The 17,927-nt window shown below is 48.7% G+C and carries 15 protein-coding genes; 3 read left to right on the forward strand and 12 right to left on the reverse strand.

All coding sequences use genetic code 11. The features are described from left to right. Positions 1-59 precede the first annotated feature (59 nt). From H6F88_RS09105 to H6F88_RS09120, 4 genes are all read right to left on the reverse strand, one after another. Entirely contained in the window at positions 60-365 is a 306-nt protein-coding gene (locus H6F88_RS09105) for an acylphosphatase (protein WP_190642427.1), read from the reverse strand. A gap of 97 nt (positions 366-462) precedes the next feature. Then, entirely contained in the window at positions 463-2,799 is a 2,337-nt protein-coding gene (locus H6F88_RS09110) for an ATP-binding protein (RefSeq protein ID WP_190642428.1), read from the reverse strand. Positions 2,800-3,253: 454 nt separating this feature from the next. After that, on the reverse strand, positions 3,254-5,437 hold the full coding sequence (locus H6F88_RS09115; protein ID WP_190642429.1) for an esterase-like activity of phytase family protein: 2,184 nt from the start codon (positions 5,435-5,437) through the stop codon (positions 3,254-3,256). A gap of 196 nt (positions 5,438-5,633) precedes the next feature. Continuing rightward, on the reverse strand, positions 5,634-6,311 hold the full coding sequence (locus H6F88_RS09120) for a pentapeptide repeat-containing protein (RefSeq protein ID WP_190642430.1): 678 nt from the start codon (positions 6,309-6,311) through the stop codon (positions 5,634-5,636). 101 nt (positions 6,312-6,412) lie between these two features. Between H6F88_RS09120 and H6F88_RS09125 the strand changes: the two genes are divergently transcribed. After that, positions 6,413-6,625, forward strand: coding sequence for a hypothetical protein (locus tag H6F88_RS09125; protein ID WP_190642431.1), 213 nt, complete (start codon positions 6,413-6,415; stop codon positions 6,623-6,625). A gap of 57 nt (positions 6,626-6,682) precedes the next feature. Then, positions 6,683-7,627: a glycosyltransferase gene (locus tag H6F88_RS09130; RefSeq protein WP_190642487.1), complete on the forward strand. Its 945-nt coding sequence runs from the start codon at positions 6,683-6,685 to the stop codon at positions 7,625-7,627. Between the two features lie 49 nt (positions 7,628-7,676). Here H6F88_RS09130 and H6F88_RS09135 read toward each other — a convergent pair whose 3' ends face one another. The 8 genes from H6F88_RS09135 to H6F88_RS09170 all read right to left on the reverse strand — a co-directional run bounded on the left by H6F88_RS09135 (position 7,677) and on the right by H6F88_RS09170 (position 15,865). Beyond that, positions 7,677-7,901, reverse strand: a complete 225-nt coding sequence (locus H6F88_RS09135) for a hypothetical protein (RefSeq protein ID WP_190642432.1) — start codon at positions 7,899-7,901, stop codon at positions 7,677-7,679. A gap of 180 nt (positions 7,902-8,081) precedes the next feature. Then, on the reverse strand, positions 8,082-8,834 hold the full coding sequence (gene sfsA / locus H6F88_RS09140; protein ID WP_199333520.1) for a DNA/RNA nuclease SfsA: 753 nt from the start codon (positions 8,832-8,834) through the stop codon (positions 8,082-8,084). A gap of 40 nt (positions 8,835-8,874) precedes the next feature. Further along, a complete protein-coding gene (locus H6F88_RS09145; RefSeq protein WP_347277679.1) occupies positions 8,875-9,213 on the reverse strand; it encodes a type II toxin-antitoxin system VapC family toxin in 339 nt (112 codons plus the stop codon). After that, positions 9,210-9,437, reverse strand: a complete 228-nt coding sequence (locus tag H6F88_RS09150) for a type II toxin-antitoxin system Phd/YefM family antitoxin (protein WP_190642433.1) — start codon at positions 9,435-9,437, stop codon at positions 9,210-9,212. Before H6F88_RS09150 ends, H6F88_RS09145 begins: the two co-directional genes overlap by 4 nt. Before the next feature lie 108 nt (positions 9,438-9,545). Beyond that, positions 9,546-10,085, reverse strand: coding sequence for a GNAT family N-acetyltransferase (locus H6F88_RS09155; RefSeq protein ID WP_190642434.1), 540 nt, complete (start codon positions 10,083-10,085; stop codon positions 9,546-9,548). A 42-nt stretch (positions 10,086-10,127) separates the two neighbouring features. Beyond that, positions 10,128-13,655, reverse strand: coding sequence for a PAS domain S-box protein (locus H6F88_RS09160; RefSeq protein WP_190642435.1), 3,528 nt, complete (start codon positions 13,653-13,655; stop codon positions 10,128-10,130). A gap of 122 nt (positions 13,656-13,777) precedes the next feature. Then, positions 13,778-14,569 carry an SAM-dependent chlorinase/fluorinase gene (locus H6F88_RS09165; protein WP_190642436.1) on the reverse strand — a complete coding sequence of 264 codons (792 nt, stop codon included), beginning with the start codon at positions 14,567-14,569 and terminating at the stop codon, positions 13,778-13,780. Positions 14,570-14,635: 66 nt separating this feature from the next. After that, complete coding sequence (locus H6F88_RS09170; RefSeq protein WP_190642437.1) at positions 14,636-15,865, reverse strand: PucC family protein; 1,230 nt, start codon at positions 15,863-15,865, stop codon at positions 14,636-14,638. Positions 15,866-16,368: 503 nt separating this feature from the next. Here H6F88_RS09170 and H6F88_RS09175 point away from each other — a divergent pair. Beyond that, complete coding sequence (locus H6F88_RS09175) at positions 16,369-17,805, forward strand: calcium-binding protein (RefSeq protein ID WP_190642438.1); 1,437 nt, start codon at positions 16,369-16,371, stop codon at positions 17,803-17,805. Positions 17,806-17,927: the final 122 nt, after the last annotated feature.

The raw sequence follows: 17,927 nt of genomic DNA on the forward strand, positions 1-17,927 counted from the left end.
ATAGCCGCCAGAGACGACCATGATATTACGGCAGGTCTAGCCGCAAAGTGTGCAGTTGGCTACACAAGCACCTGAAATTCCTTAAGTCCCTCTGGCGTTTCGTAATTTATTTCAACCTGGTCAACGATTGCAGCGGGAGGTCCTTTATGACACCAGCGCAGCATTTCTTCAACGGTGGCGCGATTGCCTTCAAACACGGCTTCAACTCGGCGATCGCGCAAATTGCGAACCCAACCCTTCAGCTTTAACAGTTGGGCAGTGTCGGTAGTCGCAGCCCGATAGCCAACTCCTTGAACGCGACCAGAGACAAAAACGTGAGCGCGAATAATATTGGCTTGAGACGAGTCACTCGATGAGCTATTCATTTAGGTTAAGCTCCCTGCACTTTGTCTAATTGAATCCTGAAATATTCTCCTCAGAATTAAAGAATTGAGGGGGGAGTGGTTTGGGCAGCAGTCAACATCATCTGGAAAACTTGACGCGCTGCTGTAGAGGAATTTCAATTACAAATTCTGTACCTTGACCAGGAGATGAAATAAAGCCGAGCGAGCCGTCGTGATTTTTTGTCACAATTTGATAGCTAATTGACATACCCATACCTGTTCCCTTATCAGCAGATTTGGTAGTGAAGAAGGGATCAAAAATGTGATGCTTTACTTTTTCTGACATTCCTGAACCGTTATCAGCAATTTTAATAGTAACTTGATTATTATCAGTGAGTTTAGTGCGTATATGAATATAACCTTGAGAACTTTTGCTCTCACGGGAAGCGCATTGTTGGTTTTGCTCCTCTAAAGCGTCAATGGCATTGGTCAGGACATTCATAAACACTTGATTTAGCTGTCCTGCATAGCATTCAACTAGCGGTAACTCTCCATACTCCTTAATTACTTTAATAGCTGGACAGTCAGGTTTAGCTTTGAGGCGATGCTCCAAAATGATCAAAGTGTTTTCAATTCCCTCATGAATATCAACTGCTTTAAATTCAGCTTCATCTAAGCGAGAAAAGTTACGTAGGGAAAGAACAATTTGGCGAATACGTTCGGCTCCCATCTGCATGGATGACAACAATTTAGGTAGATCTTCCTTTAAAAACTCAAGTTCGATTTCCTCAAGTTTTGCTTGGATAATTGGTGACGAATTGGGATAATATTCTTGATACAAATCAATTAGATTAAATAGATCTTCAACATAATTACTAGCAGGTTCGATATTGCCATAAATAAAGTTAACTGGGTTATTAATTTCATGGGCAACTCCTGCAACAAGTTGGCCCATACTAGACATTTTTTCACTTTGAATAAGCTGAGTTTGCGTTTGTCTTAATTCCTCTAGTGTGTTTTCTAAGTCTTGAGTTTGCTGGCGAAGTTGTAAAATAACTTGCTTGAGCTGGTTAGTTCGCTCTTCAACCTGAATCTCTAAGTTGCGGTTATGCTCAGCTAACAAGTTTTCTGTTCTCTGCAAATCAGCATTCTTAGCTTCTAATTGTTGAGTGTAGGCTTCCAACCTTTGAAGTAGAGTGCGGTTTTCACCAAAAATGTAAGAAATTCTTTCAAACCAGGGCTGCCAAATTTTAGGCACCTCTAATTCATCAGAGATAATTCCTTGGCTCTCGGTTTCAATGTGTTCTACTAATTTTCGAGCGGGTAAGATAAATCTTTTGCGAGTGAGATGATTAGCAACGATAAGAATTAAACCTAGTCCAGGTAGGAGAGCTAGAAATAGCCAATTCGTTCCAGATAAAGCCTTTAAAGTAATTGCTGTTTTAGGAACCCACAGAACTAGCTTCCACGGTGCATTGTCTAGTTGATGGTGAAGTAATATATAGGAATTGACGGAGTTGATTTGGTCGGCAGGAGTTTGTAGAAGTTGCTTAAATTGGTTTTGTAAATCTTCTGGCAATGCAGCTTGAATAGACTTTACTTTAGCATCGGTTGAGTTAACTAAGTCGGGATGAGCTAATAGTTGATCGTATTGATTAATAATAAATGTATTTATTTGGCGATCGCGCTCAATCGCAGAGTTTTTGATCGTTTCATTCAGTACATCTAATGTAAAATCTAAAGCAATGGTACCTAAGAAATTATCTTTGTCATAGATTGGGGCGGAAATGGTAACCATCAACCCTTTGCCTGCTGTATCGGTATAGGCGTGAGTCCAAAAAATTTGGCGTTGAGGATTGTTCTCTGGTAGTCCAAGTTGATAAAAATCTTGATCGTAATCACTCTCCTTAATCAAGTACTCACTGCTTGAAACCCAGGGATAAATATTAACGAATCTGCTTTCTGATATGTAATATACCCAAGCGAGATTAGGTATATTTTCTCTGGACGCTTGAAAAAGAGGGTTGAGTGATAACGCCATCTCAATCTCTCGCTTGACATCGGGTGAAATCTGCTCCACTGAGCCTATTCCAGTCACGTTACCAACCATGTCCTTAGTAAAAGGAGGCTGAATCTGATCTAAGACGTAGTAATCTTCTTCTGGTAGATTCTGTAACTGAGAGAGGAGTAGGGAAGGTGTCTCCTCAGAAGAATGAGTTGCTAGATAAAACTCGGCTTCAGTTTTAAGGCTATGGACATGGTCAGAGGCTCCTTTCACAAGATAGTTTAGACTGGATGCCTCCTGTAGAAATCTTGCTTGCAGCTGCTCTAATTCATTTTGGTAGCGCGAACGGAATTGCAAGTAAAATAAGCTGGATGATACGACAGTGACTAACGAGAACGTGGCGAAGATGATACGAGTGTATCCCTCAAAGAAGTTTGTGCTAGGCAGTACTGCTTGGCTCTTCTGTCGCATAGGTTAAAGCTATTACTCTTCCATTCTTAGAATTCCCAGTCATCAAGTGCTCACACCTAAAACGACACAACTTAACCCTGTGCAGAAACAGTTAAGGATGTAAGTTCATCCAAAGCCAATTTGGACTACACAAATACTGTTAGTTCAGTGACTGGGTAATTGTTCTGCTGATAGCTGCAGTCACATACAATCCCAGCACTAAGCCCAGCGCATTTCTAACGATATGATACTTGCGCCCTTTTACCTGATTGAATTCATTAAAACCTTATTCCTCTTTCTTGTCCAAGTTGCAACGACTGACTATCGAGGTCAACTCAACTCGATTGGGTTTGCTGTCCTTCCTGAACCGTACCATTCTCATCAAACGGTACTGACCTAAGCAGATGCTGTCAGGTCTGCAACTTCCTGAAGAAGTCGTAGACCTGAGCTAAGCTTGTTCTAACCCGTTCACTTCCTATGGTCTGGGCACAAATAGCATTCGAGTGTAGTTAATGCCGCCGTCGTTGTCGCTGGCAAGCCAATAACCCTGCTCGGTTACGGCTAGACTTTCGATTTTTTCCTCGATCCAGTCGTAATCGGAGAGCAAATCCAGCACCAGGGTTTTCTCTAGCGTTGCGCCAGGTTCTGCGTCGGCTAGAGAAACGCGGTAGATGCGCTTGATTCGAGCATTGGCTGAGCCATTCTCACCGCCCTGATTGTCTCGCTCAACGATCAAGAAACTGCCGTCGGTGTCGCGGGCAATTTCGCTCAAGCCAACCCAGCTTTCTTCTACGTTGTCTGTGTCGAGCGGGTAGAAATAGTAATTCCAGGTTTGGTTTTCCAGGTCATATTCGGCAATTCGCACGGTGTTTTCTGGGTCGCCCTCAAACTCGCGCTGAATTGCGACATAGACTTTGGTGCCTTCGGCGTTGGTTGCGACTCCTTCGAAGCCAAAGCGGGTGATTGTGCCTGCTGCCGCTTCGGGTAGCGGAATTTCTTGCTGCACTTCGCCCATGCCGTTGACATAGCTGAGTAAGTTGGGGGCTTCTTGACCTTCACGATCATCTCCTTCGCTGACCACCCAGAAACCACCAGGAGGATGAAGGGTTACGCCTTCCAGGTCATAGCTGACAGGTTCGCCATCCTTGGTAATTGGCAGCGCACTGACAACTGTAGCGACTGAATTCTCCATTTCAATTCGATAAATGCGAGAAGGTGACACCGCGTTGTCGGGTACGGCGTACAGGGCATTCGGGTTATAGCGTACCTGATGTAGTCCACTAATGGCGCTAAAAGGTAAACCTAACCCTGTGCTGGTGATCAGCGGCTCAGTTGGGCTATAGGCTGATGCAGCTGGGTCAGTTGAAGCTTGAAAGAAGTCGATTGTACCATCGTCTTCATTGGAGGTTAGCAGCAGATTGCGCTGTGGAATTGCCAAAACTCCCTCGGGGGCCAGTCCAGTAGGCAGGAAGCTTAGCAGTTCAGGTTCCTCGACGTTGCTAATGTCGTAAGCGACGACAAAGCTACCCCGCTCAGAGGCGACGAAAGCAATGGGCTGTCCATCAAAGTCGGCCATGGTGCCACCTTCCATTTCAAGTCCACGATCTTCGGAGCGATCGTCAGGATATTGCCCTCTGGTAACTGCGAGTTCCTCAACGCTGCTGCCACTGTCGTAAACGACATTGCCTTCCAGGTCAAAGATTGTCCAGCCGCGTCCACCTGACCAAATGTTGTCGCCAAAGCTTTCTAACTCGGTGTCCCCTTCGTTGACGGTAAGAAGGTATTGACCATCAGGGGTGAAGGCAATCGCATCCGGCTCTCTGCGTCCTTCAAACTCTTCAGTGACAGTAATCTCACCATCCTCAGTCAGGTCAGCTAAATGGATGGAGTTGCCAGTAGAGAAGATACGAGTGATTTCTTCGGAAGCAACGTCGATTAGGGCGATCGCATTATTCTCTTGAATCGTTACAGCGGCCGTGCTGCCATCGGGACTGAATTTGACATACTCTGGCTGCGGGTCTTCGATATAGTTCACGCCTTCCACACCGCTTAGATCGATTTCTACTGCCGAAACGGTAGACTCACTCGGGTTGTCATAGTTAATCGTGACAAAGTTAATCGAGCCAGGACGAGAGCCAGGCAGGTTGTCAGTGTCTTCCTCGTCCTCAAGCGCCACAATTACTTTGCTGCCGTCGGGGGAAATGTCAATGCTGTCAGGTCCAATGCCCAGAAGCTGCACCTGTCCGACGATTTCGCGAGTCATCAGGTCAATGAAGACGAGGTTGCCGGGTTGCTGATCGGCGATCGTTTGCCCGGCATCTTCGTCAATGAGGGAAAGGACAGCGGCGATCGCATACTTACCGTCAGGCGTAACCGCAACCGAAGTCGGCTCCCCAGCCACCTCAATGATTCCAAGCGGCTGCGGATTTGTGGGATCGGTGATATCAACAAAGCCAACTTGCTGGTCGCCTGAGTTGGTGAAAACCAGCGTGTTTCCATCGGGGCTAGCGTCAATAATTTCCGCCACTGCGCCACCGACTACGTAGCGATTGAGCGGCACAAAGCTACGAATCTGCGCTTGAGCAACTCCAGCACTGCCCAACAGCACCGTTGAGACTAAAGATGCAGAAATAAGAGCATGAATTGAGAACTTCACCATAAACCCAGCACTCCTCACCAAGATGTCGATGTGACAGTTAATTCCAATCGATGGGAGTATAAAACGATGCAGATGGTGGCTGGTTTATGAGAAGGTTAAGCTCTCATTGAGCAGTGGTTGCAAAGAATGGTTAGTTAGAAATTCGATCTAGCTCAAGCTTAAATCCAGGCAGTACTTAAGCATCAGAACGCGATCGCTACTCTGCTTCGCAATCTCGATTGGAGAGGGAGCCATCGGGCATGACCGTTCGACAAAATTTGGCTTGCTCCATCAAAGCGCCTCTTAAACTTGCACCTTCAAAGGACGCTTCTGTGAGGTCTGCTCCGGTAAAATCAACTCCTTCTAGCCCCTCTTCACCGACTGGAGTAAATCCCACGACTCTGAAATCGGCGCGGGTAAGATTAGCATTTCTAAAGCTGGTGCCTGAAAGCCCAGTGCAGGTGCCCGCGCCACAGCGAAACTCCGCAGAGGTCAGGTCTGCACCATCAAAAACTGTGTTGTACAATTCAGCTTGCCGTAAAACTGCAAACCTGAGATTTGCTCCAGACAAATCAGCAGAACTCAGCTTCGCAGCTCCTAGAATTGCACCCTCAAGGTTAGCCTTTGATAAATCGGCTTCCTCTAATTCTGCAAAGGATAAATCTTCATTTGACAAATCACAGCCTGGGCAGTCACGCAGGACTCCTTCCAGGAATTTTTCTTGCCTAACTTCGGGAGTGTTGACCCATAAAATCACCGCAAGGGGAAGTGTGGCAAATCCAGCAATGTAACCGAAACCACCAACGATGAGGGAGCGGCGATTGATCCACAGTCGCCAGCCTGAACGTTGAGACGGTTGTTCTGTTTGCTCCATGTTTTGATCAAGGTTTGACATAGCTTCAGAAATACAACGCTATAAGGAAATGTCACTGATATAAGACCCTGGCTTATCTAAGGAACTCAGAATCTCGTCACTGTCATTCTGCTTAGGGATGTTTGAGACGTAGCGAATGTCTCCGTGAGGGCGTAGCATTCGGGCAAGAATCTTTGATCAACTCCAAAGACTGCTTGCCGAATGCTACGCCCCTACGTGTTGAACTCGGACTAGAGGCAAACATCCCTACAGTTTCTTCAAGCCCTGGCTGGATTATTTCTGAGAAATGGCTGGCGATCGCCCTCCAAAAATTCCCTTTACAGTTGGTACGCTAGAAAAGCTGTGGTGTGCTGCATCCGGCGATAACTGTTGTGTTGGGTGGGGAGAATGGTGTGTTTTTCAGCGTTGTGATTCCGACGTACAACCGTAAGCCAATTTTGGAGAAGTGCCTGAAAGCGCTGGAAAACCAACAGTTGGCAGCAAATACGATCCTTGAAGGTTATGAAGTGGTGCTAGTCGATGATGGTTCGACCGATGGCACGGTAGACTGGCTGCGATCGCCCACTACCCATTTTCCCCATGTACACCTGTTTCAGCAGGACCATCAAGGACCAGCAGCAGCGCGGAATCTGGGTGTGGAAAAGGCGGTCGGCGACACGATTATCTTTATTGATAGTGATCTGGTCGTGACGGAGAGCTTTTTACAGGCTCATGCCGATGCGCTGATTGAGGGAGAGAAGAAACTGAGAAGCGATCGCCTCTTTACCTACGGGGCTGTGATCAACACCAGCAACTTTGATCAGCCCACTTCCGAACCGTATAAGCTAACGGACTTTTCAGCAGCGTATTTTGCCACGGGAAATGTGGCGATCGCTCGCAAATGGCTCGACCAGTCCGGGCTGTTTGACACTCGCTTTCAGCTTTATGGCTGGGAAGATCTGGAGTTGGGCGTGCGGCTGAAGCAGCTTGGATTGAAGCTGGTCAAATGTCCTGAAGCCCCAGGCTATCACTGGCATCCCCCTTTCTCGCTTGACCAGATTCCGCTCATGATTGACCGTGAAATTCAGCGGGGACGTATGGGCGTGCTGTTTTACCAAAAACACCCAACCTGGGATGTGCGACTGATGATCCAGATGACCTGGCTGCACCGGGTTCTTTGGGGACTACTTTCCCTAGGCGGCAGGCTAAACGAACGCACCATGGCACCTTTTCTGCAATGGCTGATCGACAGCGGTAAACCCCAACTGGCACTCGAAGCCGCCCGCATTTTTCTCAACTGGTACAACGTACAGGGCGTGTATGCCGCCTATGCGGACGCTTTGAAAGATGAAGGATGAGGGGGGAACATCTTCTTCCCTAGCCCCCAGCCCCCAGCCCCTACACAGCTCAAGGTTTTTCGTCGGGCGCAATGCCGTCTTCAGGAAATACCCATTGCGGCGATTGCATTGCTTTTTTGCGAATGGCTTCTTCGGCGATCGCAATCATGTCATCCAACGATGTTTCTTGAACAAACTTTGCGGCCTGTTCTTTGTATTCCAGGTTGGGGCACTGATCGCCCAACACACACCCATTCACGCAAGCAACTGTGCAGTCAATTTGGCTAGGTTCCATTAGACACCTCTCCTCAGTTCTCATTCATCAAAGCGATTGGCAGACCTTTTCTGCTGTAGCTGCCAACTTGAGTCAGCATTTGTGCCCAGCTTTACAAAGTCTAAAAAAATGGTAGCGCAATCCGAATCAAAGGCATTCAGCAAAAGATTTCACCGAGTCCTAACTCCCAATCCCAAACTCCTAATCCTCAAAAAACGTCTCTGCCAACCCCAGATAGCGAATTCCGGCTGGGCTAATGTCAAAGCGGCAGGGAAGAACCTGTAAGCCGAGGGCGATCGCCTCCCTCAGCAGCTTTCCGTAAGTCGGATCAGCGCTGTCACCTGGGGCGAAATGGGTGCAGTCGCCGCGATTGATGAAATAGAGCATTACCGCTTTGGCTTTGGGCAAGAGGGCGGTTAGCTCAATCAGATGTTTTTGCCCGCGTGTGGTGACGGTATCAGGAAACAGCGCCAGTTTTCCCTGTGTCCAGGTGGTGTTTTTCACTTCTACGTAAATGGGTGGAGCGGATTCGTCACCCATCAGCAAAAAATCGACTCGGCTTTTTTGGTCTGCCCCATAGCGCACTTCTGGCAAAATCTGGCTGTAGTCGCTCAGGGGAAAGAGCTTTGCTTCTAGTGCCGATTTGATGACGCGATTGGGCAAGGCAGTATTGACTCCTGCCCAGGTTAGTGTGTCTTCAACCTGAATCAGTTCCCAGGTGTAAGGGAGCTTGCGAGTTGGGCTGTCGCTGCGAGACACCTGAACCCGGCTGCCAATCTTGCAAACGCCCGTCATGGGTCCGGTGTTGGGACAATGAGCAGTGATAGTTTCGCCCGAATCTAGCTCAATGTCAGCAAAAAAGCGCTTGTAGCGCTTCAATAAGATACCTGGATAAAGAGTTGGGTAAGGATAAAACCAATCGCTCGTTGTATCAGCTTGTTGCACGTTTACCAAAGTAGGGTTGTAGAGTAACTCTTGAATTCATCGTCTTTTGTTACCACGGGAATATTCTCGTCAAGCTTTGCGCGAGTATGAGTCGATCAAATGGATCTCTGTGATGAAAAGGCAGTTTCGTTAGCTCATCCAAGTGTTCTGGCTGTATTTCAAGCAGCTCAATGGCGTTACCATACACTTCTCGTTTAACTAGCTCAGTCAGTGTCATCTTGAGTTCTAGTTTGCCAATGCTACTCTTAATCGCTATTTCCCAAAGACTTGCAACACTCAAAAATCTCTGATTTGCCTGTTCCTCAATCAGATTTCTTGCCAGCTCACTGAGAGTAGAATTGCCTTCGATAAACCACAGAAACGCATGTGTATCGAGCAAGAGATTCACGGAGCATATTCCTCAAAGTCCTCCAGTGGCTGATCAAAATCCTCTGCCATCTTTACCAATCCTCTAGCACTACCAAATTTTGGAATTGCCCTTACAGTGCTGATTGGCATAATTTTAAAAGAGGTACCGTCGCTGCGGGTTATGATCACTTCTTCTCCATTTGCCGCTTCTTCAATTAGCTTTGCCAATTGAGTTTCAGCTTCTTTTAAGTTGACTTGATGCATGGGTGATTCCTAAAAAGAACCAGTCTCCTAATATAGTCGATGCTTGCTGTGATAAGCGTCTTTCTTGCCCAAACACTCCGTGCAAGGAATTGGAATGAAACTAAATGTTCATGGATTAGGGGCTTCTAGCTTGAAGAGTTCTAGCTCCTTTCCGTAATACTGTTGAGTGCGTCCGAGGGGAGACATACCTAGTCGTTGGGTGACCTGGATAGAGGCGGTGTTTTCGGGGTTGACGACAGCGTAGATGACGGGCAGTTTCAGCACGTTAAATCCGTAGTTCAGGACAGCCTGCCCTGCTTCAGTAGCGTATCCTTTGCCCCAGGCGGCTTTTTTAAGGTGCCAGCCGACTTCAATTTCCGAGGTGGGGTTTCCGTCGTTGTCGGGCAGTTGTTTGAGGATAACGGTTCCAAAGATTTCGCCAGTTTCTTTGTCGGCGATCGCCCAAAATCCAGTTCCGTTATTTAGAGCAGCAGTGCGGTCGGTTCTTTGTTGTAGCGATCGCCGCTGAGTTTCAACGTTCTCCTCTTTGCCGCCGCCAATAAAACGCATTACTTCAGGATCGCCATAAATCTCAAAAGCTTGCTCTGCGTCATCCTGGGGTATCCAATTCCGAATAACCAGACGCTCAGTCTCAGTCAAGACAGCCATTGTTTCTCACTCCCAACCCCTAATCTCCAAACCCCAATTCCCCTAAGCCAACAATTGAATAATTGCTTCAACTAACCGCTGAGGCTCAATTGGCTTTGCCAGGTGCATTTGGAATCCAGCAGATATTGCCCGTTGCTGATCATATTCTGCGGCGTAGGCAGTGAGCGCGATCGCTGGAATGTTTCCGCCTTGTTCTGGCGATCGCGCTCTGATTTGCTCGATCAACATGTATCCGTCCATTTCGGGCATTCCAATGTCACTTAACAGAATGTGAGGTTGAGCTTTGGGGGGGCACTGGTCTAGAATCTCCAGAGCGGACCCGGCAGAAGCGGTGGCGATCGCCGTTGCCCCTGCCTGCCTGAGCAGGAAAACCAGCACTTCTCGCGTGTCTGGCTCATCATCTACAATCAGCACTCGGATACCTGCCAAAGCAGTGGTAAAAGTTGGAATAGGTCCCTCCGAGTACGGGGTGGAATAGAGTCCTAGATTGGCTGGCGGGGTTGGTGCTGCACCTGAAGTTGCTTCGTCCTGCCACAACGGTAGTTTGACCTTGAAGGTAGCACCCTGTCCTTCTCCTGAGCTTTCGGCATGAACGGTGCCGCCGTGTAGCTCGACCAGATGACGCACGATCGCTAACCCTAATCCCAGCCCGCCAAATTTGCGTGTGGTAGCGCTATCAGCCTGACGGAAGTAGTCAAAGATGTAGGGGACAAACTCAGGGTTGATGCCAATGCCACTGTCGCTGACGGTGATTTGAGCGTATGGGTAGGCGATCGCTTCTTCCGTCTGCACCTGTTCCAGGCGGATTTCTACCCTGCCGTCGTTAGGGGTAAATTTGACCGCATTGGACAGCAGATTCCAAACAATTTGCTGGAGTCTGGCCGGGTTCCCCGAGACTTGAAAGTGCGAGCTTTGCGGTGGTTCGCTCAGGACGGTGAGGTTGGGCTGAGTTGCCGGATTGGTTGGGGTAGCTGCATCCGTTTCGACTGCTTGTGACTGAATGGGGGAAGGGAGGGCGATCGCCTCAGCCTCGGCTTGATCAGAGCCCGCATCCATCAGGTGAAAGCTAAGCTGGATAAATTTAGCTTCAGCAGAGAGACGCACCGTTTCGATTGCCGCTTCAATCACAGAAGCCAGGTTGACCGGACAGAAGTTGAGCTTGAGCTTTCCTTGCAAAATCCGCGATACATCCAGCAAATCTTCGATCAGTTGGGTTTGCAGTTTGGCGTTGCGCTCAATTGTATCCAGGGCACGGGCAACGGTTTGAGCGTCAAGTTTGCGGTTTTTGAGCAGCTGAGTCCAGCCTAAAATTGGGTTGAGCGGCGTGCGTAATTCGTGGGAAAGCACAGCGAGAAATTCGTCTTTGACTCGGTTAGCTGATTCGGCAGCACTGCGAGCAGCTTGCTCGGCTGCATAAAGCTGGGCGCGGGCGATCGCTTGGGCACACTGCTGTCCCAGAGTCAGCATAAAGGCTCGATCTTCTTCGTTAAAAGACTGGGCAGTTCTAAAGCTTAAGCCCATTGCACCCAGTGTGCGTCCCTCAACATTCAGCGGAATACAGGTGAATGCTTGATTGCCAGTTGTGGCGATCGCATCAGCAAGGTGAGGATAGTCTGCCAGCAATGCCTCTGCGTTTTCCAGAAAAATGGCTTCTCCCGTTCGCACCGTTTTTGCCAGGGGCGTGGAGGCTGTTACGGAAAAGCTTTGCCAGGGCTGCACGACCTCTGACGGATAGCCGATCGCATTCACCACCCGAATTGACAATCCCTGATCTGCCAATAGCGCCACCGAGCCAGCAGTAGCTCCTAGGGCCGCAATTCCCTGATTCATGACGACATCAGCGACTTGGTGAGGGGTTAGTGCTTCTGAAAGCGCCGCCGTAATTTTTTGCAGTCGAGCGGTGCGATTAGCCGTTTGTTCTGTAGCCCGCTGAGCTTCCTGGGTAGCGCGATATAGTCTGGCATTGTCGATCGCCAGGGCTGCTCGACGGGCTAAATCTTCTGCCAGAGACAGGTCGTCCATACTATAGCGTCGCTCTGATGCGGCTATAGCGAGTGAGAGGGTTCCTAAAATTTGCTGACGGGCAATCAGCGGCACAATCATTGCAGACTTAAGGGACAACGATTCGATTATTTGCAGATGCTCAGCGTTATGGCTTAACTGTTTTATCAGCGCATCAGGGATTTTGGCTAACAGAACAGACTCACCTGTTTTTAAGACCTGGGCGATCGGATTTTTCCCTTGTGGGTCGGGGGGATAGTGCTGAAGTTGCTGTGCCCATACTGCCTTTGTTGAGTCTGCATGAGCAATAGGCAGGCGAGAAATTGTGCCGTCAAGGTTGAGCAGGTCTACCGTGCACCAGTCTGCCATCTCTGGAACGGCAATCTGGGCAACCCGCTGTAGCGTAGTTTGGTAGTCGAGAGAGGTGGACAGGTCAATGCTGGTTTCGGCAAGGTAGCGCAGGGTTTGCTCAATTCGCTTGCGCTCTGTCAGGTCTACGATAAACCCAATTCCTGTCTTGGAATCTTCTAGCCGAGCGCCTGCAACCAGGACAGACACGCGGCTCCCGTCTTTACGAATGTATTCTTTTTCGTAAGGAGCGCAGGCATCAGAGGAAAGGCTTTGACGTCCAGCCTGTTCGTCCAGATGGTGATATTCAGGTGGAGTAATGGCCTCAAGCTGGAGCTGTCCCGCCTGCAAGTCTGCTCGCGTGTAGCCAATCAAGTTTAAGAAGGCATCGTTGGCATCGAGGATGTTGCCCTGCAGGTCGCCAAAGTTAATGCCAATAATGTTGGATTCAAACAGCCGCCGAAAGCGAGATTCGCTGGCTCGAAGGGCATCTTCAGACTGTTTGCGATCGCTAATATCGGTCAGCATGGTTAACGTTCCAGCAAACTCACCACGCTGATTCAAAATTGGGCTAGCCGAAACTAGCACCCATAGATTTGAGCCATCTTTGCGAAGAACGCGAAAGTCAAATTGCTCTTTAATTCCCTGCTTGCGGCGTTCGATGCGATATTCAGCCTCAACCCGCCCTGTCTGATCCATAAAATCAAACAAAGAGCGGTTTTGCATTTCTTCCAGGCTGTAGCCCAGCATTTCAGCTAACCGTTGATTAGCGTACTCGGTGCGTAAGTTGGCATCCAGTAACCAAATTCCCTCATAGGAGGTATCCAGGATTTGCCGATACCGATCCTCACTCGTTTGCAATTGAGCCAGAGCGGTTTTAGCTCTTTGCTTAGAATTTCGTAAATCGGCATTTAAGCTGCTGATCAGAAGTCCAACCAGCCCAAACGTGATTAGCTGAAAGCGGTCAGCCTGGTTGTCAACGACGAATGAATAGAGGGGTGGAATAAAGAAAAAGGCGATCGCCAGACAAGATAATATCGTTGCAGTCAGTCCACCCGTCAGCCCGCCAAACCAGGCACTCACCGTCACTGCCGCAAAAAACAAAATCAGAATTTTAGGCTGAATCAACGCTCCCAGCCAGATTGTGAGCACCAAAGCCAGCCCAACGGACAAAGCAGCTACGCCACAGCGCTGGAGTGGGGAACGGGTGACATTGAGCATAGTGACGAGTTGCCTAGTCCTCAAACTGTGGACGGGTGTAGCTTTGCTTACCTTAAGGGGGATGACAGGTTTTACACAGCGTTCCGAGGAAACATTTATCGATTTAACTCATAAGCACCCCTTCAGCCCGTAAGCCTGGTAACACGTTCGTTTAGCCGAGGTTTACCGAAGCGTCTCCAGGCACTGCCGCCGCGCAAAAATAGCTCCATCCAGCGGGTCGGTTTACCGTCGGAGCTTGACCATCCAGAGCTTCCTGGCGAAAAGGCTAACGTTCCTTCTGGTACTTTAAAGCTGCCATCTGAGTAAATTGCATCACTCACAACATCCCCAATCCGAATTACAACTTTTGTTTGGGGTTCCAAGTTAATGCTGTAATTGGGAATGGTGGTTTTGATGTTGCCGTAGCCGTCTACCCAAGCGATGCGATCGAGGGGAGCATCTGGCAACTGAGCAGGGTTGAGCGGCTCGCCCAACACGCTAAAGTCTTCCTGGGCGATCGCCGCTGCCGCTGGAGGAAACACATCTCGCGAGCGAAATTGCGACCCACCCCGTGACACGTTTACTGTCTGCAACACCTTGGCGTGATTCTTGATGAAGGAGAGGGTATAGCCTGCATTCACTCCAACTACTTTTACGCCATTGGGCAACAATGCATAGGTTAACCCTTCTCCTTCGTTGTCTTGCCGCGCATCTGGGTCATCTTGACGTGGCGCACAGTTGTGATAGATCAGACGCTCAGCCGGTCCAGGATTGAGCCCCAGTTGGGCAATCCAAAACCCGGTAGACAGCGTGTTAAACGGAGGCACTGAAAGAGGATGAATTTGAGCTTGTGGTAGCGATTGGAGTAACCGCTGTGTCACTTCGGTAAAGGCCGGATCGCCCGTACCATAATCTGCAATTAAGCAGATAAACATACTCCTCTCCTTTTGTCTCAAGTGATAACAAGTTTACTTGGGCAGTACGAACATAGAACAGACATATCAGCCGGTTGCAGCGCTATGTTCTGGCTTGAGCACCGTAACACAAATTGCTGCGACTAAAAGAGAAATTAGCCCAAGCCAAATTCCAGTCGTAACAGACAGTGCTTCTGGCTTGCCAAAGAATATACTAAATGCACTGGCAGTGGCTGCCGCTCCACCAAAAAACAAGCCGATCGCTAACCCTGCGTGCCTCGGAGAAACAACCGACAACACTAGGGGGAATGTTCCGTTGGATACCAGACTGTAAGCAATTCCTAAGCCGATCGCCAGGACGATTGCCATAGGAGAACTGACGGTGAGTCTGAGCAACACCAGCAAGGCCGCGATCGCCCCCAGTCCAACCAACATGGCTCTAGAATTGCCTATCCGAGCAGCAATTAAACCCGCTGGAATGGCAAAAGCGGCGATCGCCAGGAAAACCAAGCCAATGAAGAAAGGTGGATCGCTATCGGGCAGTTGTGCTTTGAGCACTTTAGGAAAAATTTCGATCGCCAGTCGAAACACTAACGTCACCGTTGCACCGATGCCAAAAATGAGTCCCAAAGAGAGCAGTGAAGGACGGATTGCAGCCGTATTTCTCAAGCCCGAGATTGCCATTGAAGGTGGGTTGAAAAACCTCAAACACGCTACCGTCACCAACAGCAGAATTGCTACAGCAATAAAGGTTGTCCCATAACCCAACTCACGCAGGGCTGCGCTTCCCAGTGGTGTTACGGCTCCGGCCAGCCCTGCTGCCAAGGTGAGTAAACTTGCTGCTTGAGGCAGGCGCACCGTAGCAGCATAGTGTCTCAGCAGCGCCAAGGCTGGACTGCGAAGGATGCCAATGGCGATCGCCCATAAAATTAACAGCACGGGCACCAACCAGCGGATAGAACCATTGGGTTGAGTTGCTCCTATGTTGGTCACAAGTAAGGGAATGATCGCAAATAGGGCTGCGGTCAACGCAGCGCCAACCCAAATCAATGGAAAGCGGTTACGTTGACGTTGTTGAGTTTGATCAGAGAGTCGTCCCGCTAGGGGTTCTAGGGCGATCGCCAGCAAAGTTTCAATTAACAGCAGTTGTGGCGCAAAGGTAGGCGCAAACCCCAATTGCGTCACAAGCTCTGCTAAATGCACGCGATACACAACCCAGCTTAAGGTAATTGAGCCATATACAGTAGCCAGTGCAGCCACAGGTAGCCATAAAACAACAGCTTGTGATTGAGCTAAAGAAAGTTGGTTCGCTTTCATAGTCTTGCACCATGTATTCCTCAAAGTATTTCTCAAAAAAGAGAGTGACGATCTATAAAAGGGTGCTACAAGTTGACCACACCTTATCACCGATTCATTGCTGTAAATATTACCTTTTACATTTTTCTGACCTAGTCGTTTAAAAAGCATCTGACCTTTTCTGACTTTCTCATGCTGATCAAATCAAAAAGGTGCCCTAACTTGTATTCATGGGTTAAACGAACCCGATGAACAAGCCTTCCACAGAGAGAACCTTCGAACAACATGGCAAATTACTCAGAAAAGTTTCTGAAACGAATTCGCTAACTAATGTTTGATTCTCTAATCTGCAAACGGTTTAGTCGAGAAATACCTTCAAATCCTATTTGTTCCTCTCACTCTCATCGTTAGCAGATATCTAAACGCTCTTTCCCCCAACGAAAGACCTGCAATCTCAGGGCAACTGTTGCCCACAGACTGACTTGCTTTCCTAACCCGACTAAATGTGAAAAGGAGAAACCGACATGACTATTAAAGGCACCAACAACGGCGAAACCATTATTGGAACTGATCTGGCTGATGTAATCTTGGCGTACGGTGGCAACGATACTGTTTATGCCAAAGGAGGCAATGATATCGTCAGAGGTGGCAAAGGAAACGACAAGATTTACGGTGGAGATGGCAAAGATGCCCTTTACGGAGAGTACGGAAATGATGTTGTCATAGGCAATCGCGGTGACGACAAAATGTATGGTCAAGCAGGCAACGATGTTCTCGTTTGGAACAATGGCGACGGCAGCGACCTGATGAACGGTGGTACTGGTTATGACGTGATTCAGGTGAATGGCGCACGTGAGCAGGGAGATGAGTTCACACTGAAAGCACAAGGTGGCAAAGCCATCTTTGACCGAGTTAACTTAGTTCCGTTCACACTCACTGTTGACGAAGCGGAAGCCTTCCATATCAATGGTTTGGGTGGCAATGACAGCTTGGATGTCGATAGCCTCACAGGTACTGATGTCAAACTGGTGAAATTTTCTGGAGGTGACGGCTATGATAAGTTAGATGCAAGTGATTCTGAAACCAAAGTCATCGCCTATGGGGATGCAGGTAATGATTTGCTGATTGGTAGTGGTGTTCACGACTACCTCTATGGGGGCAAAGGTCACGACGTAGTAGTGGGCGATCGCGGCAATGACAGAATGTATGGTCAGCAAGGCAACGACCGTCTCGTTTGGAACAATGGTGACGGTAGCGACCTGATGGACGGTGGAGTTGGCTACGATGTAATCGAAGTCAATGGCGCACGCCAGCAGGGAGATGAGTTCACCCTGAAAGCAGAAGGCGGCAAAGCTATCTTTGACCGAATTAACTTAGTCCCTTTCACACTCACCGTTGATAATGCTGAAGCCTTCAAAGTGAGTGGATTGGGCGGCGATGACAGCTTCGTCGTCGATGACCTCACAGGCACCGATGTAAGATCGGTAAGATTCTATGGGGGAGAAGGCAACGATACGTTTGACGGCAAGAATACCAAAACTCCGCTCACTCTTTACGGTGATGCAGGTGATGATACCCTGACTGGCGGCAAATACCACGACACCATCAAAGGTGGAGATGGAAAAGACTGGCTCACAGGTGGTGGTGGTGCTGACAAATTTGTCTACGACAATCCCTTCCAAGGAATTGACACCATCACTGACTTCGTAGCGGGCAAAGATACCATCGTTGTCTCTGCTGCGGGCTTCCGGGGTGGTCTAGTCGCAAATACGGTGCTTGCTGCGTCTCAGTTTACGTTAGGTTCGTCCGCTGGAGATGCGAGCGATCGCTTCATCTACAACAACAACACAGGTGCTCTGTACTGGGATTTGGATGGTACAGGAGCTGTCGGACAGATTAAACTCGCAACGCTGTCTGGCAAACCTGCTCTCAACTACACTGACATCTCTGTTGTAGCCTAAAGCGCAGACTAACTAATCACATTATCCTCTTGTGTAGGGGCTTGGCGATGCCAAGCCCCTATTTCTGTAAGTCAGATCTATATGTAGTCTTAACCTACACATCGTAGAAAGTAATTAACATA

The organism is Oculatella sp. FACHB-28 (assembly GCF_014696015.1).
Classification (GTDB): domain Bacteria; phylum Cyanobacteriota; class Cyanobacteriia; order Elainellales; family Elainellaceae; genus JAAUTN01.